The organism is Actinomadura sp. NPDC048021 (assembly GCF_040653135.1).
In the GTDB taxonomy this organism is placed as follows: Bacteria; Actinomycetota; Actinomycetes; order Streptosporangiales; family Streptosporangiaceae; genus Spirillospora; species Spirillospora verrucosospora.
Genome location: NZ_JBEZJQ010000013.1, coordinates 1 through 24,873 on the forward strand (window position 1 = coordinate 1; position 24,873 = coordinate 24,873).

A 24,873-nucleotide genomic window follows, 5' to 3' on the forward strand; every position below is an offset into this window, starting at 1 on the left:
CTCCTGCCGAGGGGGGCGCCGCGGGGGGCCGCCCCGCCCGGCGCGGGCCGGCTCCGCACGGCGGGAGCGCCCGCCCCGCGCCGAGAAGTCGCGGGACCGGTCCCTCTCGGGCCGTCCCGCGCGCCCGCCGAGCCCCTCGGCCCTCGCGTCGAACCTTTCGGTGCGCCCGCCGCGCGGCTCACCGCGGCCGCCGACACCCCCGGTGCGGTCGTCCCGCTCGGTGCGGGCGTCGAACCGCTCCCTCGGGGCGTCTCGCAGCGTGCTCCGCGCGTCGAACCGCTCGGTCCGCGTGTCCCGTTCGGTGCGGGCGTCCCGCCCGGCGCGAGCGTCGAGACGCTCGGTGCGGGCGTCCTGCTGGGTGCGGGCGTCGGAACGCTCGGTTGGAATGTCCCGCCGCGCGTTCCGGGAGCCCGGCCGCTCGCCGCGGGCGTCGGGGCGCTCCGATCGAACGTCCCGACGCGTGCGGGCCGCGTAGCCCGCGGGGTCGTAGCTGCCGCGCGCGTCGAAGCGATCGGCTTTCGCGTCGTCGCGCCGTTCGGGCGGCTCCGGCCACTGCGCCCGGGGGCGCGGCCGCTCGGCGCCCTTGCCGGAACCGCGCGCGCGGGCCCTGGCCTCGCGCCGCCTGATCTGGCGCCGCGACGGCTCGCGCCGCGACGATCCGCGCCTCCGCTCGGACCAGTCCGGCTGCTCCGACCACCAGGACCCTTCGGGCCACTGGGGGGCCTCGGACCGGGGCCCCCGCTCGGGCTCGGGTCCCGTGGACGGGCGCGCGGGCGTCTCAGCCCACGGTGAAGCATGCGTTTGGCTCCGGGACGCATGCCCGTAATCGCGTCGCGCCATGCCCTCTCCTGTGGAGGAGACGGAGAGCACGGCGAACGCCGACACGTTCCGCGCCGCCGGGCCTGACGCCCGGCGGCCGTCCCGCTGAGACATGACGGGACCGCGGTGTCGGAGCCCGCTCGCTCCCACCACGATCCCCGAACGGATTCTCGCGAATCCGCTCGAACACTCCGGGAGCATACGCCCCCGAAGCAACGTGGATGTCAATCGGTGCCGAAAAAGGCCGATGAGCCTTGTCCCGAGGCGCTTTTTCACCTGTACGCGCGGAGTCCGGCCCGGGTTCACGCCTCCGGGCGCGAAGGCCCGGCAGCCTTCTCACCTGCGCGGATCCTCGTTTCCGCGGACGGCGGCTTAGCGACGGCTGATCCGCTCATTAAGGGCGGGTTAACGCCGGCGCCGCGGACGGCCGGCGGCTCTAGCTTCGGAAACGTCAGCGACCGCGGACGCCGGCGGCGGCAGGAGGTGGCCCCATGACACGATCACCGCGACACGGGATCGGCCCGGGGGCGCCCGTGCCTCCGGCGCGTCCACGGCCGGGCACCGTCGCGGGGCCGGGCCCCGCGGCGCCGGATGCCGGGGCCGTGCCCCGCGCTCCCGTCCACGCGGACCCGATCCGTTCCCGCCGGCCGGCCCACGCGGCACGCCTCTCTCCTGGTCCTCCCCCACGAGGGCGCCGGGCGGGCCGGCGGCGGCGGATCAGACCCGTCCCCGCCCGGCAGGGACGGTCCTCGTGGAGCCGGTCTCCGGGGGCGGGGCATGCGCCCACGGCGCGGGGGGGGGGGGGGGGGGGCTTGCGCCCCCGCCGCCGTCGGGGGTGGGGGCGCACTCGGGCGCCCGAGCACGGAACGGCGTGCCTGCGCAGTCAGCGTTTCCGGGCCGCACTGAGCCGCCGCCCCTGGGGTGAGGACCCGCCTACGGCGCGGGGGCGGGTCCTCATCCTGGGGACGGTGTCGTTCACGGCTCCAGCAGGTCCCCCAGGCGTCTCGCCTGGACGTCCCAGCGCCACTCCCGTTCGATCCAGGCCCGGCCCTTCTCCCCCATGGCGCGGGCCCGGTCCGGGTCCGCGAGAAGGCCCGCCACGGCTTCGGCGATGCCGGGGACGGAGCGGCCCGGCACCACGAGGCCCGTCTCGCCGTCCAGGACGGCGTCGGGGGCGCCGCCCGAATCGCCCGCGACGACCGGGAGCCCGGTCGCGGACGCCTCCAGGTACACGATGCCGAGGCCCTCGACGTCCAGGCCGCGGCGGCGGGTGCGGCACGGCATCGCGAAGACGTCGCCCGCGTCGAAGTGCGCGGGCAGCTCCTCCCAGGGGACGCCGCCGGTGAAGACGACCGAACCGCCGACGCGCAGGGACGCGGCGAGGCGTTCCAGGTCACCGCGGTAGGGTCCGCCGCCGACGAGGAGCAGCGCGGCGTCCGGCACGGACTCCAGGATCCGGGGCCAGGCGCGGAGGAGGGCGTCCTGCCCCTTGCGCGGGACCAGGCGGGACACGCACACCGCCACCGGACGGCCGGTCAGCCCGTGCCGCTCCCGGATCTCCGCCCCGCCCGCGCCCCGGTGGAAGAGCGTCTCGTCGACGCCGGGCGCGAGCCGGGTCATCCGCGCCGCGGCCTCGGGCGACAGGGCCCGCGCCATCCGGGAGCGGGTGTACTCGCCGAGGTAGGTCAGGACGTCGACGCCGTCCCCGATGCGGCCCAGCAGGGTGCGCGCCACCGGCAGCGACGCCCAGCCGGCCTCGTGCCCGTGGGTGATCCCGACGAGCCGCCGCGCCCCCCGGCGCCGCAGCGCCGGGGCCAGCAGGCCGAGGGGCGCCGCCGCGCCGAACACGACCGAGTCGCAGCGCTCCGCGCGCAGCACGTCCGCCGCCCGGCGCAGCACGCCCGGCTCCGGCAGCATCAGGGAGCCGGGGTGCCGGACGACGGGGAACGGCTGCGCCGCGTCGAACTCCGCGGCGCCCTTCCAGGCCGGGGCGTAGACGACGACCGAACCGGGCGGGCGGCGCACGGCGAGGCCGTGCACGAAGGCCTGGATGCCGCCCGGGCGCGGCGGGAAGTCGTTGGTGACGACCAGGGTCCGGGTCATCGCGGGCCGCCCGGGATGCGCGAGGGCCCGCCACCGGCGGTGCGGTGACGGGCCCCCGATGCGCGGACGATCAGTGCCGGACCTCGTGCGACGCGGCGCCGCCCTCGATCTCGGCCTGCTCGCCGTGCGGGTGCTCGTGCTCCTCGACGGGGATGTCGTCGAACGTCCACGCGCGGTTGAGGCGCGAGCGCAGGTGCCCGATCGGGCCCTTGGTGCCGGGCGCCGGGATGCCCTTGGCGTCCCGGGCCGGGGCCTCGGGCCGGGCGTTCTCCTTGGAGAGCAGGACGTGCCGCTCCTCGTCGCGCGGCGCCTCGTGCCGCTCGGAGAACTTCCCGTCCGGCGACATCAGGATCACGCCGCTCTCCACGCCGTGCCCGACGACGTCGGCGTCCTTGCGCTGCAGGCCCAGGCAGATCCGCTTGGTGATGACGAACGCGATGATCGGCCCGAGGAAGAAAGCCACCCGGAAGAACCACGTCGTCGCGAACAGCGACACGTGGAACTTGTCCGCGATGACGTCGTTGGCGCCGGCGATCCACAGCAGCCCGTAGAAGGTGACCGCGGCGATGCCCGTCGCCGTGCGGACCGGGGCGTTGCGCGGCCGGTCGTTCACGTGGTGGTGGCGCTTGTCGCCGGTCACCCACTGCTCGACGAACGGCCAGGCCGCCGCGCCGCCGAACACGATGCCGAGCGGCACCAGCGCCGGGATCAGCACGTTGAAGCTGACCGTGTGGCCCCAGGCGGAGACCTCCCAGTTCGGCATGATGCGCAGCGCCCCTTCGAGGACGCCCATGTACCAGTCGGGCTGGGAGCCCGAGGAGATCGCGCCGGGGTCGTACGGTCCGAACAGCCAGATCGGGTTGATCTGCGCGAACGCGCCGAGCAGCGCCAGGACGCCGAAGGTGAACAGGAAGTAGGCGCCCGTCTTGGCCATGAACACCGGGTAGAACGGGTAGCCGTACACCTGCTGCTCGGTCTGGTTCTTGACCGGCATCGCCGTGTGCTTCTGCACCCACATGATCATCATGTGCGCGGTGACCATGCCGAGCAGCAGCCCCGGGATCAGCAGGATGTGCAGCATGTACAGGCGCGGGACGATGTCCTGGCCGGGGAACTCGCCGCCGAACAGGAACATGTAGATGTAGGTGCCGACCACCGGGATCGACTCCGCGACGCCCTGCGTGATGCGCAGGCCGGTGCCGGACAGCAGGTCGTCGGGCAGCGAGTACCCGAACAGGCCCTCCAGCATGCCCAGCGTGAACATGCCGATGCCGATCAGCCAGTTCAGCTCGCGCGGCTTGCGGTAGGCGCCGGTGAAGAACACGCGCAGCATGTGCGCGAGGATCGACGCCATGAACAGGATCGCGGCCCAGTGGTGGATCTGCCGCATGAGCAGGCCGCCGCGCACGTCGAACGAGATGTGCAGCGTCGAGGCGTAGGCCTCGGACATCTTGACGCCCTGCAGCTTCGTGTACGAGCCGTGGTACACGGTCTCCGTCATGCTCGGCTGGAACCAGAGCGTCAGGAACGTCCCGGTCAGCAGCAGGATGATGAAGGAGTACAGGGCGATCTCGCCCAGCATGAAGGACCAGTGGTCCGGAAACACCTTCTTCATGTTCCGCTTGAAGAAGGTGGTGGAGCCGAGGCGGTCGTCGAGGAACGTCAGCGGCGCCTCGACCGCCTTCGGGGCTGTCGCCTCGCTCATCCGCGCTCCCAGAAGCTCGGTCCGATGGGTTCGTGGTAGTCGCTCGTGGCGATGAGGTACCCGTCCTCCACGGACAGCGGCAGCTGCGGCAGCGACCGCGCCGCCGGCCCGAAGATCACCTTCGCCGCGTCGGTGGCGTCGAACGTCGACTGGTGGCACGGGCACAGGATGTGGTGGGTGGTCTGCTCGTACAGGGCCGCGGGGCAGCCGACGTGCGTGCACACCTTGGAGTAGGCCACGATCCCGTTGACGTGCCAGTTCTCACGGCCCTTGGCGGGCTTGAACTCGTTGGCGGGGACGTTGATGAGGATGGTGACGGCCTTGGCGTTCTGGGTGAGCACCTGGTCCTCGGGGACCTCCTCCTCGATCCCCTCGGGCAGGACCGTGATCATCGAGCCCGGGGAGGAGAAGTCGCTGACCCGCAGCGGCTTGTTGGTGCCGTCGACGACCAGGCGGGCGCCCTTCTTGCCCTCCGCCTGCGCCTTCTTGACGGCCTCGCCCCAGTAGGTGTGGCGGAGCCGCTTCTCCGGCAGCGGGCCGAGGTCGCGCAGCAGCACCAGCGGGGCCAGGCCGAGCGGCGCGGCGGCCAGCAGCAGCGTGCGGCGCAGCAGGGGCCGCTTGGTGATGCCGCTGTCGGCGGCGCCCTCGAGGAAGTCCTCGGTGAAGGAGGCCCGGGTCTCCTCGTCGGCGGCCAGCTCGTGCCGCTCCTGGACGATCGGCTTGCTGGTCATCAGGCGGCGCACCCAGATGGTGACGCCGAAGGCCAGCGCGAGGAACGACAGCGCCATCAGGCCGCCGAGCCACAGGTTGCTCTCGCGCGCCCGGGTGACGCCGTGCATGCCGCCGTCGCGGCCGCTCCAGCCGATGAAGTAGGCGATGAACCCCACGCTGGCGGCGAACGCGACCAGGAAGAGCGTCGCGACGATCCGCTCGGCGCGCTTGGCCGACGCCTCGTCGAGCTGGTCCCCCACGCCCGCGGGCGCCGAGATGTCGTCCTCCGCGAGCAGGGCCTTCTCGCGCGCCGGGGACGGCGTGCCGATCACGCGTTCGCGCGGGGCGGGCCGGCCCGCCGTGTCCTTGTTGTCGTCGCTCATGACTTCTTCAGCTTCTTCGGCTTCTTCGCGGTGATCCACATGGCGGCCAGGACCAGCAGGCCGATGCCGACCAGCCAGCCGGCCAGCCCCTCGGTCACCGGGCCGATGCGGCCGAGGCCGTTACCGCCGGGGTTCGGCTCCTCGCGCGTCTGGACGAGGTAGGCGATGATGGCCTGCTTGTCCTTCGGCGTGAGCGTCGTGTCGTTGAACACGGGCATCGCCTGCGGACCGGTGAGCATGGCCTCGTACATCTGGGTGGGCGTGACGTCGGGGTTCGACAACGAGGGCGCGTACTTGCCGCCGGTCAGCGCGCCGCCCTGGCCGGTGAAGTTGTGGCACTGCGCGCAGTTCGTGCGGAACAGCTTCCCGCCGAGCGCGACGTTGCCGGTCTTCGGGTCCACGGCCGACGCCGGGGGGACCTCCGGGCCGCCGCCGAGCGAGGCGACGTAGGCGCTGAGGTCGGAGAGGTTCTTCTCCGCCTGCATCTTCTGCCGCTCGGCCGCCTCCCGCTTGTCCTTCTCCTCGTAGTCGGTCTTGATCGAGGTGTTGAACTCGGGGAGCGGCTTCTTGCGCGGCATCTGCGCGCCAGGGTTCGCCGCGGGCATGCGGCCCGAGCCGACCTGGAAGTCGACGGACGCGGCGCCGACGCCGATGAGGCTCGGGGCGATCGGGTTGCCCTTGGCGTCCTTGGTGCCCTCGGCGTTCAGCCCGTGGCAGCTCGCGCAGTTCTTGTTGAACAGCTGCTGGCCGTTCTTCAGGTCCTGCGCCGCCTGGGCGGTGGTCTGCGCCTCGGCGCGGTCAGTCCGCGGCGAGAAGCCGGCGTAGATCGCGCCGATCGCCGCCAGGGCCGCCAGCACGACGGCGTAGCCCGCCCACGGGCGCCGTCGCCATGCGGTGATCCTTTTCACGGAAGTCCCCGTTCGGGTCATGTCGGTCGGGTCGGTCAGATGTCGAGCAGGTAGACGACCGAGAACAGGCCGATCCACACCACGTCGACGAAGTGCCAGTAGTAGGAGACGACGATCGCGCTCGTCGCCTGCTCGTGCGTCCACCGCTTGGCGGCGTAGGTGCGTCCCAGGAGGAACAGGAACGCCACGAGGCCGCCGATGACGTGCAGGCCGTGGAAGCCGGTGGCCAGGTAGAAGACCGAGCCGTAGGCCGAGGACGAGAAGGTGAGGCCGTCCTTGGTGACCAGCTGGGAGTACTCGTAGGCCTGGCCGGCGACGAAGTAGGCGCCCATGAGGAACGAGAGGACGTACCACTCGCGCAGGCCCCAGCGCGCCACGTTGAACACGCTTCCGTCACGTCCGACCTTGCCGGCCTCGGCCTTGAACACGCCCATCTGGCAGGTCACCGAGGACAGCACCAGGATGGTCGTGTTGACGGCCGACAGCGGCAGGTCCAGCGGGGCGCCCGGCCACGCGTGGTGGCCGGACTGGCCGATCGTCACAGAGCGGATCGTGAAGAACATCGCGAACAGCGCCGCGAAGAACATCAGCTCGGACGACAGCCAAACGATCGTCCCCACGCTGACCAGATTGGGACGGTTCGCCCGTGCGTGAGGTGTTGTCTCTATCGCGGATGCTGTCACGCCAGCATTATTGCGCCCCTATCCAGTGAGTGACGCATGACCCCCCTTCTAGGGTTCCCCGAGCGTGTCACCGGTGCCGCGACCCGGTACCCTTCAGGTCCATGAGCACCGCCCCGGAGAGCCCGATGAAGGTCCTCGTCTACAGCGACGACGCGAACACGCGCGCCGAGATCCGGATGGCGATCGGGCGCCGGCCCGCCGCCGACCTCCCGAAGGTCGAGTTCGAGGAGTGCGCCACCCAGCCCGCGGTCGTGGCGCGGCTCGACCAGGGCGGCGTCGACGTCCTGATCGTCGACGGCGAGGCGCAGCCCGCGGGCGGTCTCGGCGTGTGCCGCCAGGCCAAGGACGAGGTGTACGACTGCCCGCCCGTCCTGGCGATCATCGGCCGCCGCGACGACGGCTGGCTCGCCACCTGGTCGCGCGCCGACGCCGTGGTGGGCCTGCCCATCGACCCGATGGCCCTCGCGAACGCCCTCGCCGGCCTCATGCGGCAGCGCGTCCAGAACCGCCTCCCGGCCCTGTAGCCGGCGGGCCGCACCGCACCCCCGGCACCGCACCCCCGCAACGCACCCACCACGACCCTGTAGGCGACATGGACGCGCGCACCAGCTGGCCCGCACTGCTCAACGCCCTCGTGTCGGGCGACTCGCTGTCCAGCGAGGAGACCACCTGGGCCATGAACAGCATCATGTCCGGCGAGGCCACCGACGTGCAGATCGCGGGCTTCGCCGTGGCGCTGCGCGCCAAGGGCGAGACGGTCGAGGAGGTCACCGGCCTCGCCGCGGGGATGATGGACAACGCCACGCCCATCGAGGTTCCCGGCCGCATCGCCGACCTCGTCGGGACGGGCGGCGACCGCGGCCACACCGTCAACGTCTCCACGATGGCCGCCGTGGTCGCGGCCGCGGCGGGCGTGCGGGTCGTCAAGCACGGCAACCGGGCCGCGTCGTCCTCGTGCGGCGCCGCCGACCTGCTGGAGCACCTCGGCGTCGCGATCGACCTGCCCCCCGAGGCCACCGCGCGGGTCGCCGACGAGGTGGGCATCACCTTCTGCTTCGCGCCGCTCTACCACCCGGCCCTGAAGTACGCCTCCCGCACCCGCAGCGAACTGGGCACGCCCACGGTCTTCAACTTCCTCGGCCCGCTGACCAACCCGGCGCGCCCCCTGGCCCAGGCCGTCGGGGTGTTCCACCCGCGGATGGCGGGCGTGATGGCGGGCGTGTTCGCCGCGCGCGGCTGCTCCTCTCTGGTCTTCCGGGGCGACGACGGGCTGGACGAGCTGACCACCACGGGCACCTCCACCGTGTGGGTCGTGCGCGACGGGACGGCGACGGAGACGACCTTCGACCCCTCCGACCTCGGCATCCCGCCGGCGAAGCCCGAGGACCTGCGCGGCGCCGACGCGGTGTTCAACGGGCGGGTGGCCCGCGAGACGTTCGGCGGGCGGCGGGGGCCCGTCCGCGACATGGTCCTGCTGAACGCCGCCGCGCTCATCACCGCCTACGAGGGGACGCCGGCCGCCGCCGACCTCACCGCGACGCTGGGGGCCGCCTACGAGCGCGCCGCCGCAGCGGTCGACTCGGGGGGCGCCGCCTCCCTCCTCGACCGCTGGGTCGACGCCTCCCGGCGCCTGCGGGGCTGACGCTCAGCGCCCGCCCGCACCGGCCCCCGCCGCGCTCACGCGACGCCGCGGGCCCCGCTGGACAGCCGCTGCGCGATCCAGATCGGGATGACCGACAGCACGATCAGGGCGGCCGCGAGCACGTTGACGACCGGGGCCTGGTTGGGCCGGAACAGGTTGTTGAAGATCCAGATCGGCAGGGTCTGGGCGCCCGGTCCGGCGGTGAACGTGGTCACGATGATCTCGTCGAAGGACAGCGCGAACGCCAGCAGCCCCCCGGCGAGCAGCGCCGAGCGCAGCGCCGGGAACGTGACGTGCCAGAACGTGTGGAACGTGTCGGCGCCGAGGTCGGCGGACGCCTCCTCCAGGCTGGTGCCCGTGCGCCGCAGCCGGGCGAGCACGTTGTTGAAGATCGTGACGACGCAGAACGTGGCGTGCCCGACGACCACGGTGAACAGGCCGAGCCCGATCCCGAGCGGCTTCAGCACGACCTGGAAGGCGTTGCTGAGCGCGATGCCGGTGACGATGCCGGGCAGCGCGATCGGCAGCACGACGACCAGCGAGACCGTCTCGCGTCCGAAGAACCGGTGCCGCGCCACCGCGAAGGCCGCCATGGTGCCGAGGACGAGCGCGGCGGCCGTCGCGCCCAGGCCCGCCTTGACGCTGGTCAGCACGGCCTGCCGGGCGCCCTCGTTGTGCAGCGCCTGCGACCACCAGCGCCCGGTGAACCCCGACGGCGGCCAGCCGAACGCGGTGTCGGCGTTGAAGGAGTTGACCAGCACGACCAGCAGCGGCACGTAGATGACGGCGAGGCCGAGGAACATCAGGACGCGCAGGGCGATCCGCGCGGCGGGCGAGAGGGTCATCACAGCTCCCTGAGCGCGCCGGTGCGGCGGGCCGCGGCGAGGTAGCCGAGCATCACCACCACCGGGATCGTGGCGACCGCCGCCGCGAACGGCAGGTTGTTGGCGGCGCCGATGTTGTCGTAGACGACGTTGCCGAGCAGCTGGCTCCGGCCACCGACGATCTTCACGGTGATGTAGTCGCCGAGCGACAGCGAGAACGTGAAGATCGATCCGGCCACCAGCGAGGGGAACACCAGCGGCAGCACGACGGACCGCAGCGTGCGCAGCGGGTGGGCGCCGAGGTCGCCGGAGGCGTCCAGCAGCGAGTCCGGGAGCCGCTCCAGGCCCGCGTAGACCGGCAGGATCATGTACGGCAGCCACAGGTAGGCCAGGACGATCACGGTCGCCGTGAGGCCGTAGCCGGGGCTGGAGAGCCCGAACGGCCCCAGCACCTGGTCGACGAGGCCGCCCTGGGCGAGCATCACCCGCCACGCGTACGCCTTGACGAGGTAGGCGGCCCACAGCGGCGCCAGGATGGCTATCACCAGGTAGGGCCGGTGCCGCGGCTTGGCGACCTTGGCCATGTACAGCGCCATCGGGAAGCCGATCGCGGTGTCGATGAGGGTGACGGCCGCCGCGACGCCGAGGCTGCGCAGCGCGACCGTCCGGTAGACCGGCTCGTCGACGAGGGTCTGGAAGTTGGCGAGCGTGAACTGCCGGACGACCTCGCCGGTGAAGACGTCGGTGGTCCAGAAGGCGGTCAGGAAGATCGCGGCGAGCGCGCCGAGATAGACGACGACCAGCCAGGCGAGCGGCGCCGACAGCAGCAGCGACAGGCGCAGCCGCGGGCGGCGGTGCAGCAGGGCCGCCGCCCGGCGCCGGAGACCCGGCGCCGGGCGGCCGTCCTCACCGCCGGTGAGGGCGGAGCCGGTCATCCCTTGATCGCGGTCCACGCCTGGGTCCACTTGGAGTAGTCGACGCACTTGACGTCCTTGCGCCCGTCGAGGCACTGCGCGATCGGCGTCGTCCAGAAGTGCACCTGGGAGAAGTAGTTCTCGTCGGTGGCGTGGAAGGTGTCGCAGAACTTCTTGTCCGCGGTCTCCTGGCACGCCTTCGCGTTCGCCGGGGCCTCACCGAACCACTCGGCGACCTGCGCGTTCGCCTTGGGAGAGACGATCCAGTCCATCCACTTGTAGGCGCAGTTGGGGTTCTTGGCCTTGGCGCCGACCATCCAGGTGTCCGACCAGCCGGTGGAGCCCTCCTTGGGCAGGGTCACCTTGACCGGGGCCTTCTCGCCCTCCGCGAGGTTGGCGATGACCTGCCAGGTCGTCCCGAGGACGGAGTCGCCGCTCTTGAACGCCTGGACCTCCTTGGTGTAGTCGGACCAGTACTCGCCGATGAGCCCGCGCTGGGTCTTCAGCAGTTCGACGGCCGCGTCGAACTGCTTCTGGTCGAGCGAGTACGGGTTCTTGATGCCGAGTTCGGGCTTGGCCGTCTTGAGGTAGAGCGCGGCGTCGGCGATGTAGATCGGCGAGTCGTAGGCGGTGATCTTCCCCTTGTACGGGGAGTTGGCGTCGAACACCGCGCCCCACGAGTCGGGGGCCGTCTTGACCTTGTCGGTGCGCCACATGAGCAGGTTGGCGCCGCGGCCGTGCGGGATGCCGTAGGCGACGTTGTTCACCGAGTTCCAGGGCTTGTTCTTCAGCCCGGCGAACACGTCGGCGTAGTTCGGCACGAGCGCGGTGTTGACCGGCGCGACCGTCCCGGAGGCGATCAGCCGCAGCGAGGCGTCGCCGGAGGCGGAGACCGCGTCGTACTCGCCGGTCTTCATCAGGGTCACCATCTCGTCGGACGTGCCGGCGACCTTGGTGTTGACCTTGCAGCCGGTCTGCTTCTCGAACGGGGTGACCCAGTCGACCTTGGGGTCGTTGGAGCCGTCCTCGGCGTACCCGGCCCAGGCGACCAGGTTGACCTGGCCCTCGCTCTGGCCGAGCGACTTCTGCATCGGCACCTTGGGGACCGGGAAGGCGCCCTGCCCGGCTCCGGTCGCCTTGTCGCCCGAGTCGCCGCCGCAGGCGGCGGCCGCGAGTCCGATCGCCAGCGTCGCCGCGGCGGCGGCCGCCATGCGCGTGGACCACATGGGGAACTCCTTATTGTGGGGGTTTTTTCGGGGGTTCGGTGGGGTGGCTCAGGGGGTGGGCGCCGGCGTGGAGCCGGCGCCCGCCAGGTGGAACTCGTGCGCCTCGTGCCAGCTGATCCGGACGCGTGCGCCGCGCCGGCCCATCACGTCCATGGAGGAGGTCCGCAGGTTCTGCTGGAGCGCGACGACGCGGCTCCCCGACTCCAGGTCGATGACGAAGCGGGTGACCGCGCCCGCGTAGACGACCTCGGCGATCGTGCCGAGCGCCTGCCGGTCCCCCGCGTCCGGCCCGTCGTCCCGCGCGCCCTCGCCGTCCATGTGGACGGCGATCTTCTCCGGCCGCACGCAGACCTCGCCGATGCGGTTGGTCGTCCCGACGAAGCCGGCCACGAACTCGGTGGCCGGCCGCTCGTACACCTCGGCCGGCGTGCCGACCTGCTGGACCCGGCCGCCGTCGAGGACCGCGATCCGGTCGCTGAGGGTCAGCGCCTCCTCCTGGTCGTGGGTGACGAACACGAAGGTGATGCCGGCCCTGCGCTGGATGCTCTTCAGCTCGACCTGCATCTCCTCGCGCAGCTTCAGGTCGAGCGCGCCGAGCGGCTCGTCCAGCAGCAGCACCTTCGGCTCGTTCACCAGCGCCCGAGCGAGCGCGACCCGCTGGCGCTGGCCGCCCGACAGCTCGGCGGGGCGGCGCGCCCGCATCCCGTCGAGCCGGACGCTGCGCAGCGCCTCCAGCGCCCGCTCCCGGCGCTCGGACTTCGGCACCCGCCGCACCTTCAGGCCGTACTCGACGTTGCGGAGCACGTCCAGGTGCGGGAAGAGCGCGTAGTCCTGGAAGACGGTGTTGACGTCACGGTCGAACGGCGCGAGCGCCGTCACGTCCCTGCCGCCGAGTTCGATCGTTCCAGCGGTCGGCCGCTCGAAGCCCGCGATGAGCCGCAGCACGGTCGTCTTCCCCGACCCGGACGGGCCGAGCATCGAGAAGAACTCGCCGTCCCTGATGTCGAGGTCGACGCCCGCCACCGCCTCGACGGGGCCGAAGGCCTTGCGCAGATCGCGGATCCTCACCGCTGAAACCGGCATGACCGAAAACATATGGAGTCAGAGGTTTAAGTTCAAGTGATGTTCCGGTATCACTGTGTCGACACCGGGAGGGGGCCCATGGACAGCGCGCACCTCGTCGTGTTCGCTCCCGTCGACAACACCGCGCGGGTGCACGCGGTCGTGCGGCGCCTGGGCGACGCGATCGCGCTCGGCCTCCTCGCGGACGGCGAGCAGCTGCCCAGCGAGACTGACCTGTCGGCATATCTCGGTGTTTCGACGGTCACCCTACGCGAAGCGCTGATGGCCTTGCGTCAGCAGGGGCTCATCGAGACCCGCCGGGGCCGCGGCGGCGGCAGCTTCGTCAGGGCTCCTGCCAGGGCTTTCGACCTCGACGAGCGGCTGCGTTCGCTCAGCGCGGAAGAGCTCCGCGACCTCGGCGACCACTACGCCGCCATCGCCGGGGCCGCCGCCCGGCTCGCCGCCGGGCGGTCGCTGCCCGGCGACGTCCGGCGGCTGCGGCGGTCGCTGGAGGAGATGGCCGGGACGGAATCCGGCGCCGGGACGTGCCGGCTGGACGGCCGGTTCCACCTGGAGGTCGCCGCCGCCTCCCAGTCCGGCCGGCTCACCCGGGAGGAGATCCGGCTCCAGGCCGAGCTCGGGCCGTTGGTCTGGGCCGTGCACGATCTTCCCGAACGTCGCGGGCCCGTCGCCGCCGAGCATGCCCGGCTCGTCCGGGCGATCGAGGCGTCCGACGGCGCCGAGGCACGCGATGTAGCTGAAAGTCACGTCTCGAATGCGGTAGAACGTCTGATTGAACGACGGCTCGCACTCTGAGACCCCGAGGGGGACCCATGCCCGCCGAGCCACCGGCCGTCGGCGCGGCGGCGGCACACGTCCGCGCGACCCTGGACGGCGTGTTCACCACCGTGGCCCAGGTGCGCGACGCGGCCGCGCGGCGTCTGGAGGACGTCCGCCGCGCCGGGCGCTCCCCTGCCCGCGACGACCTCGCCGCGCTGCGCCCGCTGCTGTTCTCCCATCTCGGCCCGCTCGTCTGCGGCCTCGGGTTCATCGCCGCGCCGGGCCTGCTCGCCGACGCCGCCTGGTACATGGAGTGGTGGCAGACCGGCCCGGCCGGGCGGCCGTCCCAGCTGCTGCGCGACCTGAACCCCGAGAGCAGCGTCCTGTACGACTACACCGACTGGGAGTGGTTCACGGGGCCGCAGAGCGGGGCGGAGAAGACCGTCTGCGGCCCCTACGTCGACTACCTGTGCAGCGACGAGTACGTCCTGACCCTGTCGGCGCCGGTGCGCGTGGACGGGAGGTTCGCGGGCGTCGCGGCCGCCGACGTGTTCGCCCGGACGTTCGAGAACGAGATCGTGCCGGCGCTGCGGGAGATCCCCGCGCCCGCGTTCGTCGTCAACGCCCCCGGCCGCGTGATGGCCTCCAACACCGCCAGCTGGCCCCCGGGGGCCGTGTACCGCGAGCTGCCCGGCTACGCCGCCCGCTCCTGCGGGGGCGGCATCGACCGCGTCGCCCTCGTCGTCGGCGGCTAGCCGCCCCCGGCCTCAGTCGGCGTCGGGCAGGCCGAGGGAGAAGGCCTGCTCCAGGTCGTGCTGGGAGTAGGTGCGGAACGCGATGTGGGTCTCGGTGCCGACGATGCCGGGGACCTTGTTGATGCGGCCGGGGATCACGTCGTTGAGCTCCTCGTGGCGGCGCACCCGGACCATCACCATGAGGTCGTGGTCGCCGGTGATGGAGTACACCTCGCTGACGCCGTCCAGCGCCGCGATCGTCTCGGCCACCTCGTGGATGCGCGCGACGTCGGCCTTGACGAACACGATCGCAGTGACCACTGCACCCCTCCCCACAGAAACGGACCCTCCGACCCTACCGGGGCCCTGCGCCGCGAGTGCGGGGGACGCCCCCGGGAGCGGAGGCGGTCGCGGGCGGTCAGCCGCCGCTCAGCGCGGCCAGGCGGTGGGCGGGGCCGGCACGGCGGGCCAGGAGCGCGAACACCACGCCCGCCACGAAGCCGTAGATGTGCGCGGTGTAGGCGACGTTGCTCTTCTCGTCGCCCAGGGACAGCCACTGCAGGACGAACCAGTAGCCGAGCACCACCCACACCGGCAGGCGGATGAAGATGACCGGCGGCACCCAGCTGACGACGCGGCCCCGCGGATTGAGGATCACGTAGGCGCCCATCACCCCGGCGATCGCGCCGGACGCGCCGATGAGCGGGACGGTGGAGTCGGGCGAGGTCCACGCGAACCCGTAGACGGCGACGAGCCCGAACACCAGGTAGGCGAGCAGGTAGCGCCATCGGCCGAGCCGGTCTTCCACGCCCATGCCGACGACGAACAGGAAGACCAGGTTGCCGAGCAGGTGCATGGCGCTGGAGTGCAGGAACATCGAGGTGAACGCCGCGGTCCAGGGCGCCTTGCGGAAGCTCGACGGCCCGCAGTCGTGCGCGACCTCGGTCGGCAGCGGCTGCTGGTCGCCGGTGGTCAGCTCCTTCGGCACGGCTCCGTACTCGTAGGTGAAGTGCGTCGCCTTGCACTCGCGGACCGAACCCTTGCCGTACCAGGCGGCGAAGTTCGACATCGGGGTGATGAGGAAGACCACCACGTTGACGGCGATCAGCAGGTACGTCACCCAGGGGACGCGCCGCGCAGGCTGACTGTCGTAGAGAGGCAGTGCCATGCGGGGTCGTCCTCCGGTTGCCGGGTGTACACGGTCACCTTAGTGGTCGGCCGGGCCCGCGACGGGCACCGTCGGGCCGCTCGTAGCTCCGGTCGTAGGCCTTGTCGATCCACTCGCGCAGGCCCTCGGCGCCGTGCAGCGGGCACGTCCACGGGCCGTCGACCTCGACCAGGCGGACGCCGGGCAGATCGAGCCAGCGCAGGACGCACTCCATCTCCTCGGCGGTCGCGCCCTGCGAGGCGGGCGCGCCGAGCGCGACGCCGCCGGGCGCCTCTCCGGAGGGCGGGAACACCGTCTCGGCCGTCGCGATGAGCGCGTCGACGTAGGGCCGGGGCCGGGCGTTCGGCGGGACGGTCCCGGCGGCGGCGAGCCGGCCGTAGCGCACGACCGACAGCTCCCATCCGCCGTCGAAGGCGGGACGGGCGGCCACCAGCTGGGGCAGCCGGGCCAGCGCCGCCAGCCGCTGCCCGCGCGCGGCGGCCCGGACGAACGCCGCGAGCCGGTCGCGCTGGGCGGCGGCCTCCTCGTAGCGCAGCTCGGAGGCCAGCCGGTCGATGCGGACCTGCGCGGCGGCGACGACGGGCCGCACGTCGCCCTCCATGATGGAGCGGGCCGTCCCGGTGTGGACGGCGTAGGCGTCGGCGGACTCGCGGCCGTCGCAGGGCGCGCCGCAGCGGCCCAGCTCGGCGAGGGCGCACGAACGCGCCTTGCCGCTCTCCACCAGCCGGAGGGTCAGACGCTGGGTGCACTGCCGCAGCGGAACCGCCTCGTGCAGCGCGGCGCGGGCCTCCTCGGCCTGCCGCCGCGAGGAGATCGGCCCGAGGTAGCGGGCGCCGTCGGCCCGGCACTCCCGCACGATGGACAGCCGGGGGAACGGCTCCACGGTCAGCTTGAGCCAGATCGCCCGCTCGGGGAACTTGGAGCGGCGGTTGTAGCGCGGCTTGTGCTCGGCGATCAGCCGCAGCTCGCGGACCTCGGCCTCCAGCCCCGTGGCGCACACGATGGTGCGGAGGTTCTCGGCGAGGCCGACCATCTCCCGGACGCGCCGGCGCGTCTCCGAGCCGGTGAAGTAGCTGCGCACGCGCGAGCGCAGGTCGCCGCTCTTGCCCACGTAGAGCACCTCGCCGGCGTGGTCCTCGAAGAGGTAGACGCCGGGGGTGGAGGGGACGTCGTCGGCGAGGTGCCGCTTGCGGCGCTGCTCGGGGGTGGGCGCCTTCGCGAAGCCGCGCATCTCCTCCAGCGAGGTGACGCCGAACGAGCCGAGCCGCTCGATGAGGCCGTGCAGCACCTCCACGGTGGCGCGGGCGTCGGCGAGGGCCCGGTGCGTCGGCTCGTTGGACGTCCGGAAGAAGCGGGCCAGCGTGGCGAGCTTGCAGTTGGGCACCTCGTCGCGGGACAGCACGCGCCGCGCCAGGTCGACGGTGTCGACGACGGCGAACGCGGGCCAGGCGTAGCCGTTCGCGGCGCACGCGGCCTTGAGGAAGCCGATGTCGAACGAGGCGTTGTGCGCGACGAGGACGCAGCCGCGCGCGAACTCCAGGAACGCCGGCAGCACCGACTCGATCCGCGGCGCGGCCGTCACCATCGCCGTGGTGATGCCGGTGAGCGCGGTGATGAACGGCGGGACGGGGCCGCCCGGGTCGACGAGCGTGCCGAGCTCGCCGAGCTCCTGACCGCCGCGCACCTTCACCGCGCCGATCTCGGTGATGGCCGAGTCGGCCGCCGAGCCGCCGGTGGTCTCCAGGTCGACCACCACGAAGGTGACGTCGCTGAGGGGGGTGCCGAGGTCGTCCAGGGTGCCCTGGACGCCGTGCCCCCGGGCCCCGTGCCCCTGGGCTCCGCGCCCTTGGACACCGTGCGCAGCCGTCATGAGCGCGACCGTAGAGGACCCCACCGACAGAACTTCGTGCCGCTAGGGTTGGGGGGCGCCGGGACGTCCCGCCGGGCGGGGGCCGCGAGGACGGGCGGGAGGCATCCCGCCGAGGGCCGGGCGCGATCCGTCCGATCGCACGTTCGCCCTGGTTAGGGCGTACCGCGCTCGGGAACACACAGCCCACCGGCGGCGCAGCCCGGAAGGAGCGGGATCATCGACAGCGGTCCCGAAGCGACCCCCGGCGACGGGGAGCCCGCGGAGAAGGCGTCCCGCCCGCTGCCCGAGGCGGTGCGGCAGGGCGTGGTGGAGGCCGCCGCCGACCTGATCGGGTCACTGCCCTCCGACGAGATCCCCGTGCCGCTGCGCCGGTTCGCGCGGTTCGAGCGCCGCAAGCGCGCCAGGCTCGCGGGCCAGCACATCGCGGCGGTGCTGGAGAAGGACGGGGAGTTCCGGAGCCGGGTCGCCGCGCCGCTCCGGGAGGCGCAGGCCGACCTGGTGGAGGCGGTCGAGGGCGGGAACGTGCCGCCCGCGGCCGACCCGGTGCGCGTCGCCGTGCTGGCGTACCTGCTGCGCCCGGCGGGCTGGACAGAGCTGGTGGAGTCCGCGCGCGAGGAGCTGGCGCGTTCGGCGAGCGCGTCGGAGGAGCAGGAGGCCGAACGCCGCGTCGCCGCGCTGAAGGCGGAGCTCGCCGCGACCCGCGACGCCCGCGGCGCCGAGCTGGCCAAGCTGCGCGCCGAGCTGCGCGAGACCAAGGCCGAGGTCGCCGAGCTGCGCCGCAAGCTGCACGACGCGCGCACCCGGTTCCGGGCCGCGGAGGAGCGCGCACACGCGGTCGCGGAGGAGGCCGACCGCGAGCTCGCCGCCGCGCGCGAGTCGACCGCCGCGTCGGACAAGGAGCTGCGCAGGCTGCGCGCCCGGGCCGCGCGGGCGGAGGAGGCGGCCGAGACCGCCAAGCGGGCCGCGCGGGAGGGGCGCAACGTCGACGACGTGCGGCTGCGGATGCTGCTGGACGCGCTGGTGGACGCCGCGCAGGGCGTCCGCCGGGAGCTGGCCCTGCCCTCCACCATCGGCCGTCCCGCCGACGCGGTCGGCGGGCTGGAGCCCGACCGGCTGGCGCACCGCGCGCTGCCCGGCCGGGCCCTGTCCGACAGCGACCCGCAGCTGCTGGACCGGCTGCTGACGCTTCCGCAGGTGCACCTGGTGGTGGACGGCTACAACGTCACCAAGACCGGGTACGGGGAGCTGCCGCTGGCCGACCAGCGCAGCCGGCTGCTGTCGGGGCTCGGCGGGCTCGCCGCGCAGACGCGCGCCGAGGTGACGTGCGTGTTCGACGGGGCGGAACTGGACGCGCCGGTCGCCATCGCGGCGCCGCGCGGGGTGCGGGTGCGGTTCAGCCACCCGGGCCAGACGGCGGACGAGCTGATCGGCGAGCTCGTGCGGGCCGAGCCGCCGGGCCGCTCGGTGGTCGTGGTGTCGTCCGACCGGGAGGTCGCCGACGCCGCCCGGCGCGCCAACGCGCGCCCCTGCCCGTCCTCCCTGCTGCTGCGCAGGCTGGGCCGCTCCTAAGACGCCCATAAGGCTCCGATAAGGCAGTCCTCGCGGTATGTGATCATGGCGTCACTAAAAGTGGATGATAATGAGAGATGTCAATCAAAGAGTGATGAATCGGTTGTGACGGCTGTTGCCCCTCGCTAATGTCGTCCGCTGACGTCGTGGACGAGAGGGGCGAAACCGACCGTGGCCAATGATCACATCGGGGCACCGGCGCAGCGGCCTGGCCGCGGGGCGGGCTCTGCGGGCACAGGCCTCCGCCGTCGCCTGGCGGCCGTCGCCGGACTGACCGTGGCGGTCTCCCTGACCTGCTCCCCGGTGGTGGCGCACGCCGAGCCCAAGCCGACCCGGGCGCAGGCCCAGAAGACGCTCGACAAGCTCAACGAGAAGATGGACCAGAAGGTCGAGCAGTTCAACCAGAACCGCGAGAAGCTCAAGGTCGCCAAGAAGAAGTTCGACGCCGCGACCAAGGCGAGCAAGCAGGAGCAGGCCGACTTCGAGGAGCAGCGGTCCAAGATCGCGCAGATGGCGGCCACCGCCTACAAGAACGGTGACTCGGCCGACGTCACCGGCTTCGTCGGCAGCAACGACCCGCAGTCGATCCTCGACCAGGCCGCCGTCTTCTCGCACCTGTCGCACGAGCGGAGCTCCCAGCTCACCCAGTTCCTCGCGACCGCCCAGCGGCTCCGCCGCGAGCAGTCCCAGGCGAAGGCCGCCTACGACGAGGTGAAGTCCAAGCAGGACGAGCTGAAGAAGCAGAAGCAGGACCTCGACAAGCAGGTGCAGAAGCAGAAGGCGCTCGTGCGCCGGCTCGGCGGCGGGAGCACGCCCTCCCGCCCGGGCGGCGGCGGCCCCACGGGCGGCACCTACAACGGCCCGGCGAGCGGCCCGGCCCGCACGGCGCTCAACTTCGCCTACGCGCAGCTCGGCAAGCCCTACTCCTACGGCGCCGAGGGCCCGGACTCCTACGACTGCTCCGGTCTGACCATGAAGGCCTGGGCCGCCGCGGGCGTCAGCATCACCCGCACCACCAACACCCAGTACGCCTACACCAGCTCCAAGCGGGTCGCCTGGAACAACATGCAGCCCGGTGATCTGGTGTTCTTCAGCAACCTCGGCCACGTCGGCCTCTACGTGGGCGGCGGCAAGATGATCCACGCCCCGCACACCGGCGACGTCGTCAAGATCAGCGACATCAGCTCCGGCTACTACAAGAGCAACTTCTACGGCGCCGGGCGCCCCTGACGCACCGCCTGACCCCCTGCTCCACGGGCGTCACGGGACCTCCATCGACAACGGACCAGGCTTGACCTGGTCCGTTGTTGATTTTGGGGGGGTTTGCCTTCTTTTGGGGTTTTGGTACCTTTGCACCACTCACGGCGCCCTCCAGACGCCGTGGACCCGCGGCGCCCACCTGGCGCCCCGGCCCCACGCGGCGCATCCAGCACCCGCGTGACGGCGGCGCGAGCCACGCGCCGCTCCCCCCAGGCGGCACGCCCCACGTGCCGTCCCGCGGCGCCCGAAGGCGCCGCACGGTCTCGTCGCAGACCCGGCCGACCCCGTCCACCGTGCGCACGCCCGCAGCGTGCATGGCGCTGAGCGCGCAGCCGCGGTGGCGTACACGGGGCAGGCCCCGGACGGTCCCCGGAGACGGGCCGCCGTCCGTCCACAACACAAGGCGCCGCTCGTTCGCACGCGGGAGACAGGTCCCGCGCCGGGCCCCATCTCGCCCCCAGGATCGCAGCGGCAGCGCCGAATCCGCCTCAGCGCGGAACCGGGGACCCATCTGCGCCGGAGTCCGGAGGAACTCTCCGGACGGGCATTCCGGCACCCGGGGTGAATCGGCGCGTCTCTCCCGGCAGTCCGGTGAGAGCCGCCGTAGGGCCACTTCCACGCCCGAACCCGTCAGCTAACCCGGTAGGCGTCTGGAAGAGAAGGAGTGAATCCCGCAGCGTTACCTGGGGCGTGGCCGCCACGCGGCCACGCCCCCACCCCCTGCACTCCGCGGGCGTCCACGCCCGCCGAGATTCCCCATTCAGAACCGGCGTGCCCGCCCCCGGGCACGTCACCGCCGAGTCCGCGGACCGCCGTGCCCCGCATGCGCGTCCACCGCGGAACCGGGGACCCACTGCGTCCTTTTCGGGGTGAATCGGCCTGCCTTCGCGGGCCGTAGGGCGGCTTCCACGCCCGAACCCGTCAGCTAACCCGGTAGGCGGCATGGAAGTCGAGGAGATCCCCCCGTGCCACGCGCGCACTGCAAGAAGACCCACGGCAGGCACCGCAAGCCGAACCCCCTGTCCCTGACCTGGCGGACGACCGGCGGCGTGATCGTCGGCGCCGCCGTGCTGGGCACCGCCGCCGCCACCGCGCAGGCGTCGGTCCTGCCGTTCGGCTCCACCCCGGTGAGGGCCGCCGCCGCGGCCGACCTCGCCCCCGGCCTGACGGCGCACGGCGGCCCGCCCGGGCGCCGTGCCGAGGACGAGCGCAAGACGACCGGCTCGAAGGCTCCGGCGAAGAAGGACCAGCCCGAGCAGCCGAAGGCGGAGACCTCCGAGAAGGCCGCCCCGAAGACCGTCGCGAAGTCGCGCCCCACCGCCGCGCAGGCCATCGAGCTCGCCCGCTCGCAGGTCGGCGTCGAGGAGGACGGCGGCGGCGAGACCAAGTTCCAGGACTGGTACATGGCCACGTCCCGCGCGCGGGAGACCCTCGCGCGCGACGGCGGCTCCCTCAGCGGCTACGGCGACGCGAACTGGTGCGACATGTTCGTCTCCTGGGTGGGCGAGCAGATCGGCTTCAGCGACCAGGTCGGCAGCGACGCCTGGACGGTCGCCCACGCCCGCTGGTTCCAGGAGCACGGCCGCTGGGGCAACGAGCCGAGGCCCGGCGCGATCGTGTTCTTCTCGTGGGGCGGCAGTGAGTCCGTCGACGACATCGAGCACGTCGGCATGGTGGTCAAGAAGATCGACGATGGCACGATCGAGACCGTCGAGGGCAACACCGACAACGCCGTCCGGATAAAGGAACGTTCCACAGACGTCGTCGTCGGCTACGGCTACCCGGACTACCGGTCGTGACGGCGCCCCACGCCCCGCGCCCTGCATAGGATCGCGCCCATGGAGGAAGGCCCCGGGCAGGACGCCCCCGTCACGCGGCGCAGGGTCCTCGCCCTCGGCGCGGGCGGGGTCGCCGTCCTCCTCGCCGGAGGCGCCGGCCTGGCGGGCTCGCGCTCCGGCGGCCGGGCGGCGGGCGCCCGTGCTCCCGGCTCCCCGTCCGCCGGGACGTTCAATCCCTCCCTGGCCTCCGCCGTCCTCGCCAATCGCGCCGCGGCCGTCCGCCAAGGCGACCGCATGGCGTTCCTCGCCACGGTGGGCAACGCCCCCGCCGCCTTCCAGGACACCCAGTCCCGCATGTACGGGAATCTCCGGAAGCTTCCCCTGGAAGGCTGGCGGGAGCGCGTCGTCCGCGTCGAGACCGTGGACGGCGAGACCGCCGTCGTCCGCGTCGAGGCGCGCTACAGGCTGCGCGGCTTCGACCGGAGCGACGTGGCCCGCACCCGCTACCTCACGCTGGCCCCGCGGGGCGGGGCGTGGACGATCGTCGGCGACGGGACGTCCCGCGGCCTCGCCGACGACACCGACATCTGGGACTGCGGCCCCCTGACGGTGGTCAGGGGCCGCACGAGCCTGGTCGTCGGCGACGGCGCCGGCCTCGACGGCATCGCCCGGCGGCTGGACGCGGCCGTCCCGGTCGTGACGTCCGTGGTCGGCACGGGGTGGGCGCGGCGGGTCGTCGCGCTCGTCCCCGCCGACGCGACCGTCGCCTCCGCGCTCGCCGGCCCCGGGCAGAGCCTCGGCCAGATCGCCGCGCTCGCCGCCGTCGCCCCGGCCGCCGGGGGCGGTCGCGGCGAGGACCGCGTCATCGTCTCCCCCGGCACCTTCGGCCGCCTCAACGAGCTGGGCCGCGACGTCGTCCTCGCCCACGAGCTGACCCACGTCGCCACCGGCGGCGCCCGCGACGGGCGCACCCCGCTGTGGCTGATCGAGGGCTTCGCGGACTACGTCGGCTACCGGCGCGTCAAGATCAGCACCCGGTCGGCGGCGGGCGAGCTGCGCCGCGAGGTCTCCGCCGGGCGCACGCCCTCCGCGCTGCCCTCCGCCGACGCGTTCGCCGGCGGCTCCCCCCGCCTCTCCCAGGCCTACCAGGAGGCCTGGCTCGCCTGCCGGATGGTCGCCGACCGGTACGGTGAAGCGGCGCTGGTGCGGCTCTACCGGGCCGCCGGGCGCGCCCCGGAGGCCGCGGCGCTGCGCGACGTGCTCGGCCTGACGCGGGAGCGCTTCACCGCACTGTGGCGCGACTACGTGAAGGAGGAGCTCGCATGAGCGAGGCGGAGACCGACGAGGACCGCGCCGGGGACTCCGCCGCCGGAACCCCCGGCGCCGCCCCCGCGCGCCGGCCCCGGATCGCCGCCGCCGTCGCCGCCGCCGTGCTCTTCGCCGGGGTCGCGACCGTGCTCGCGCGAGCCACTCCGTGGAATCCGCTCCCCGGGCACGTTCCCGGCGGGCGGGTGGAACCCGATCCCGCGCTGGACTTCACCCCCGCCGAGATCGCCCGCTCCCGGGCGTTCGACTCGGCCGTCAACCCGCCCGCCTACACCGGGCTCCTCGTCGGCCTCGCCCTGATCCTGGTGCTGGGCCTCACGCCGCTGGGCGCCCGGTTCATCGGCTGGGCCACCGGGAGAACCCGCCGCCGGCCGCTTCGGATCATCCTCGGAACCATGGCCCTGACCACGCTGCTGCGCGTCGCCGGGCTCCCGTTCCACATCTGGAGCGAGTCCGTGCTGCGCCGGTACGGGCTGTCCACGCAGAGCTGGCCCGCATGGCTCGTCGACCAGGCGAAGTCCCTCGCCGTCACGTGGGTCATCTACACGATCGCCCTGCTGCTCCTCTACGCCCTCATCCGCCGCTTCCCGCGCCACTGGTGGGCCGGCGCCGCCGCGGGCGGGTTCGTCCTCGTCGTCTTCGCCTCGTTCGTCTACCCGCTCGCCGTGGAGCCCGTGTTCAACAAGTTCCACTCGCTGCCGGCGGGGCGGTTGCGCACCGACCTGCTGGCGATGGCCGAGCGGGACGGCGTGCCCGTCGAGGACGTCCTCGTCGCGGACGCCTCCCGCCGGACGACGTCCCTGAACGCCTACGTGTCCGGGTTCGGCTCCACGCGCCGCATCGTCCTCTACGACACGCTGCTGAAGTCGCCGCCCGCCCAGGTCGAGTCCATCGTCGGGCACGAGCTCGGCCACGCCAAGCGCGACGACGTGCTGTGGGGCACGCTCGTCGGCGCGCTCGGGGTGGCGGGGGCCATGTGCCTGCTGTACCTGCTGATGACGTCCCCGCGCCTGCTGCGGCGCGCCGGGCTCGATCCCGGCGGGCCCGGCGCCGGCGGGACCGGGCCGGACGCGCGCCGCAGCGGTGCGGCGGCCGACCCGAGGTCCATCGCGCTCCTCCTCGCGCTCGTGACCGCCGGGACGACGCTCGCCGCCCCTGTCCAGAACCTCGTGAGCCGCCGCATCGAGGCCCGCGCCGACGCGCACGCGCTGGACCTCACCCGCGACCCCTCGACCTTCGTGTCGATGCAGCACGCGCTGTCCGTCCGCAACATCTCCGACCTGGACCCCGACGCCGCGGAGTACCTGCTGTGGCTCACGCACCCCTCGGCCCCCGACCGGATCGCCATGGCCCGCGACTGGGCGCGCCTGCACCGCGTCCAGGTCCCGCCGCCGCTCCGCTAGCCGCG

21 protein-coding genes, 1 pseudogene and 2 riboswitches are annotated in these 24,873 nt (G+C 73.1%); of the genes and pseudogenes, 9 read left to right on the forward strand and 13 right to left on the reverse strand.

What is annotated here, in order from left to right:
- The 6 genes and pseudogenes from AB0C87_RS22005 to AB0C87_RS22030 all read right to left on the reverse strand — a co-directional run.
- A pseudogene (locus AB0C87_RS22005) lies at nucleotides 1–840 on the reverse strand (hypothetical protein); the annotation flags it as partial.
- Between the two features lie 954 nt (nucleotides 841–1,794).
- Nucleotides 1,795–2,922: a glycosyltransferase family 4 protein gene (locus tag AB0C87_RS22010; protein ID WP_360579264.1), complete on the reverse strand. Its 1,128-nt coding sequence runs from the start codon at nucleotides 2,920–2,922 to the stop codon at nucleotides 1,795–1,797.
- Nucleotides 2,923–2,992: 70 nt separating this feature from the next.
- Entirely contained in the window at nucleotides 2,993–4,627 is a 1,635-nt protein-coding gene (locus AB0C87_RS22015; RefSeq protein ID WP_345186174.1) for a ubiquinol-cytochrome c reductase cytochrome b subunit, read from the reverse strand.
- Complete coding sequence (locus tag AB0C87_RS22020) at nucleotides 4,624–5,721, reverse strand: Rieske 2Fe-2S domain-containing protein (protein WP_353833711.1); 1,098 nt, start codon at nucleotides 5,719–5,721, stop codon at nucleotides 4,624–4,626. Before AB0C87_RS22020 ends, AB0C87_RS22015 begins: the two co-directional genes overlap by 4 nt.
- Nucleotides 5,718–6,629 (reverse strand): c-type cytochrome, encoded by a 912-nt coding sequence (locus AB0C87_RS22025; RefSeq protein WP_345186168.1) that lies wholly within the window; start codon nucleotides 6,627–6,629, stop codon nucleotides 5,718–5,720. The genes AB0C87_RS22020 and AB0C87_RS22025 overlap by 4 nt, the downstream gene beginning before the upstream one ends.
- 35 nt (nucleotides 6,630–6,664) lie before the next feature.
- Entirely contained in the window at nucleotides 6,665–7,249 is a 585-nt protein-coding gene (locus AB0C87_RS22030) for a heme-copper oxidase subunit III (protein ID WP_345186166.1), read from the reverse strand.
- 164 nt (nucleotides 7,250–7,413) lie between these two features.
- Between AB0C87_RS22030 and AB0C87_RS22035 the strand changes: the two genes are divergently transcribed.
- The gene (locus tag AB0C87_RS22035) at nucleotides 7,414–7,836 is read left to right on the forward strand and encodes a hypothetical protein (protein ID WP_345186163.1); all 423 of its coding nucleotides are present in this window, start codon (nucleotides 7,414–7,416) and stop codon (nucleotides 7,834–7,836) included.
- A gap of 68 nt (nucleotides 7,837–7,904) precedes the next feature.
- A complete protein-coding gene (trpD, locus tag AB0C87_RS22040; protein ID WP_345186161.1) occupies nucleotides 7,905–8,954 on the forward strand; it encodes an anthranilate phosphoribosyltransferase in 1,050 nt (349 codons plus the stop codon).
- 35 nt (nucleotides 8,955–8,989) lie between these two features.
- Here the strand turns inward: trpD and AB0C87_RS22045 are convergent, their stop codons facing one another.
- The 4 genes from AB0C87_RS22045 to AB0C87_RS22060 are packed head-to-tail and all read right to left on the reverse strand — an operon-like array spanning nucleotide 8,990 to nucleotide 13,001.
- Nucleotides 8,990–9,799, reverse strand: a complete 810-nt coding sequence (locus AB0C87_RS22045) for an ABC transporter permease (RefSeq protein ID WP_345186158.1) — start codon at nucleotides 9,797–9,799, stop codon at nucleotides 8,990–8,992.
- The gene (locus AB0C87_RS22050; RefSeq protein ID WP_353833712.1) at nucleotides 9,799–10,713 is read right to left on the reverse strand and encodes an ABC transporter permease subunit; all 915 of its coding nucleotides are present in this window, start codon (nucleotides 10,711–10,713) and stop codon (nucleotides 9,799–9,801) included. The genes AB0C87_RS22045 and AB0C87_RS22050 overlap by 1 nt, the downstream gene beginning before the upstream one ends.
- Nucleotides 10,710–11,918: an ABC transporter substrate-binding protein gene (locus tag AB0C87_RS22055; protein ID WP_360579267.1), complete on the reverse strand. Its 1,209-nt coding sequence runs from the start codon at nucleotides 11,916–11,918 to the stop codon at nucleotides 10,710–10,712. Before AB0C87_RS22055 ends, AB0C87_RS22050 begins: the two co-directional genes overlap by 4 nt.
- A 48-nt stretch (nucleotides 11,919–11,966) precedes the next feature.
- Nucleotides 11,967–13,001 carry an ABC transporter ATP-binding protein gene (locus AB0C87_RS22060; protein ID WP_345186149.1) on the reverse strand — a complete coding sequence of 345 codons (1,035 nt, stop codon included), beginning with the start codon at nucleotides 12,999–13,001 and terminating at the stop codon, nucleotides 11,967–11,969.
- 78 nt (nucleotides 13,002–13,079) lie between these two features.
- On the opposite strand from AB0C87_RS22060, the gene AB0C87_RS22065 reads away from it, so the two are divergent.
- Nucleotides 13,080–13,796, forward strand: coding sequence for an FCD domain-containing protein (locus tag AB0C87_RS22065; protein WP_353833714.1), 717 nt, complete (start codon nucleotides 13,080–13,082; stop codon nucleotides 13,794–13,796).
- Between the two features lie 17 nt (nucleotides 13,797–13,813).
- Nucleotides 13,814–14,515, forward strand: a complete 702-nt coding sequence (locus AB0C87_RS22070) for a cache domain-containing protein (RefSeq protein WP_345186145.1) — start codon at nucleotides 13,814–13,816, stop codon at nucleotides 14,513–14,515.
- Between the two features lie 12 nt (nucleotides 14,516–14,527).
- Here the strand turns inward: AB0C87_RS22070 and AB0C87_RS22075 are convergent, their stop codons facing one another.
- The 3 genes from AB0C87_RS22075 to AB0C87_RS22085 form a co-directional block, all read right to left on the reverse strand.
- Nucleotides 14,528–14,815 (reverse strand): Lrp/AsnC ligand binding domain-containing protein, encoded by a 288-nt coding sequence (locus AB0C87_RS22075; RefSeq protein WP_345186143.1) that lies wholly within the window; start codon nucleotides 14,813–14,815, stop codon nucleotides 14,528–14,530.
- A 97-nt stretch (nucleotides 14,816–14,912) separates the two neighbouring features.
- Nucleotides 14,913–15,662, reverse strand: coding sequence for a rhomboid family intramembrane serine protease (locus AB0C87_RS22080; RefSeq protein WP_345186140.1), 750 nt, complete (start codon nucleotides 15,660–15,662; stop codon nucleotides 14,913–14,915).
- A 34-nt stretch (nucleotides 15,663–15,696) separates the two neighbouring features.
- On the reverse strand, nucleotides 15,697–17,532 hold the full coding sequence (locus AB0C87_RS22085) for a DEDD exonuclease domain-containing protein (protein WP_360579271.1): 1,836 nt from the start codon (nucleotides 17,530–17,532) through the stop codon (nucleotides 15,697–15,699).
- Between the two features lie 291 nt (nucleotides 17,533–17,823).
- Between AB0C87_RS22085 and AB0C87_RS22090 the strand changes: the two genes are divergently transcribed.
- The 5 genes from AB0C87_RS22090 to AB0C87_RS22110 all read left to right on the forward strand — a co-directional run bounded on the left by AB0C87_RS22090 (nucleotide 17,824) and on the right by AB0C87_RS22110 (nucleotide 24,868).
- Nucleotides 17,824–19,101, forward strand: coding sequence for an NYN domain-containing protein (locus tag AB0C87_RS22090; protein ID WP_360579272.1), 1,278 nt, complete (start codon nucleotides 17,824–17,826; stop codon nucleotides 19,099–19,101).
- Nucleotides 19,102–19,377: 276 nt separating this feature from the next.
- Nucleotides 19,378–20,331 (forward strand): NlpC/P60 family protein, encoded by a 954-nt coding sequence (locus AB0C87_RS22095; RefSeq protein WP_345186133.1) that lies wholly within the window; start codon nucleotides 19,378–19,380, stop codon nucleotides 20,329–20,331.
- A gap of 495 nt (nucleotides 20,332–20,826) precedes the next feature.
- Nucleotides 20,827–21,025, forward strand: a riboswitch (cyclic di-AMP (ydaO/yuaA leader).
- A 152-nt stretch (nucleotides 21,026–21,177) separates the two neighbouring features.
- Nucleotides 21,178–21,317: riboswitch (cyclic di-AMP (ydaO/yuaA leader) on the forward strand.
- A gap of 9 nt (nucleotides 21,318–21,326) precedes the next feature.
- Complete coding sequence (locus tag AB0C87_RS22100; RefSeq protein WP_345186131.1) at nucleotides 21,327–22,160, forward strand: CHAP domain-containing protein; 834 nt, start codon at nucleotides 21,327–21,329, stop codon at nucleotides 22,158–22,160.
- Between the two features lie 39 nt (nucleotides 22,161–22,199).
- Nucleotides 22,200–23,465 carry a hypothetical protein gene (locus AB0C87_RS22105; RefSeq protein WP_353833718.1) on the forward strand — a complete coding sequence of 422 codons (1,266 nt, stop codon included), beginning with the start codon at nucleotides 22,200–22,202 and terminating at the stop codon, nucleotides 23,463–23,465.
- Nucleotides 23,462–24,868, forward strand: coding sequence for a M48 family metallopeptidase (locus AB0C87_RS22110; RefSeq protein WP_360579274.1), 1,407 nt, complete (start codon nucleotides 23,462–23,464; stop codon nucleotides 24,866–24,868). The genes AB0C87_RS22105 and AB0C87_RS22110 overlap by 4 nt, the downstream gene beginning before the upstream one ends.
- The last annotated feature ends 5 nt before the right edge of the window (nucleotides 24,869–24,873 follow it).

Bases quoted from the DNA above. Each gene is read 5' to 3' on its own strand.
- AB0C87_RS22085 (WP_360579271.1), bottom strand. From the start codon at position 17,532: ATGACGGCTGCGCACGGTGTCCAAGGGCGCGGAGCCCAGGGGCACGGG.
- AB0C87_RS22045 (WP_345186158.1), bottom strand. From the start codon at position 9,799: ATGACCCTCTCGCCCGCCGCGCGGATCGCCCTGCGCGTCCTGATGTTC.
- AB0C87_RS22060 (WP_345186149.1), bottom strand. From the start codon at position 13,001: ATGCCGGTTTCAGCGGTGAGGATCCGCGATCTGCGCAAGGCCTTCGGC.
- AB0C87_RS22110 (WP_360579274.1), top strand. From the start codon at position 23,462: ATGAGCGAGGCGGAGACCGACGAGGACCGCGCCGGGGACTCCGCCGCC.
- AB0C87_RS22070 (WP_345186145.1), top strand. From the start codon at position 13,814: ATGCCCGCCGAGCCACCGGCCGTCGGCGCGGCGGCGGCACACGTCCGC.
- AB0C87_RS22105 (WP_353833718.1), top strand. From the start codon at position 22,200: ATGGAGGAAGGCCCCGGGCAGGACGCCCCCGTCACGCGGCGCAGGGTC.
- AB0C87_RS22055 (WP_360579267.1), bottom strand. From the start codon at position 11,918: ATGTGGTCCACGCGCATGGCGGCCGCCGCCGCGGCGACGCTGGCGATC.
- AB0C87_RS22020 (WP_353833711.1), bottom strand. From the start codon at position 5,721: ATGAGCGACGACAACAAGGACACGGCGGGCCGGCCCGCCCCGCGCGAA.
- AB0C87_RS22035 (WP_345186163.1), top strand. From the start codon at position 7,414: ATGAGCACCGCCCCGGAGAGCCCGATGAAGGTCCTCGTCTACAGCGAC.
- AB0C87_RS22050 (WP_353833712.1), bottom strand. From the start codon at position 10,713: ATGACCGGCTCCGCCCTCACCGGCGGTGAGGACGGCCGCCCGGCGCCG.
- AB0C87_RS22080 (WP_345186140.1), bottom strand. From the start codon at position 15,662: ATGGCACTGCCTCTCTACGACAGTCAGCCTGCGCGGCGCGTCCCCTGG.
- AB0C87_RS22065 (WP_353833714.1), top strand. From the start codon at position 13,080: ATGGACAGCGCGCACCTCGTCGTGTTCGCTCCCGTCGACAACACCGCG.
- trpD (WP_345186161.1), top strand. From the start codon at position 7,905: ATGGACGCGCGCACCAGCTGGCCCGCACTGCTCAACGCCCTCGTGTCG.
- AB0C87_RS22015 (WP_345186174.1), bottom strand. From the start codon at position 4,627: ATGAGCGAGGCGACAGCCCCGAAGGCGGTCGAGGCGCCGCTGACGTTC.
- AB0C87_RS22010 (WP_360579264.1), bottom strand. From the start codon at position 2,922: ATGACCCGGACCCTGGTCGTCACCAACGACTTCCCGCCGCGCCCGGGC.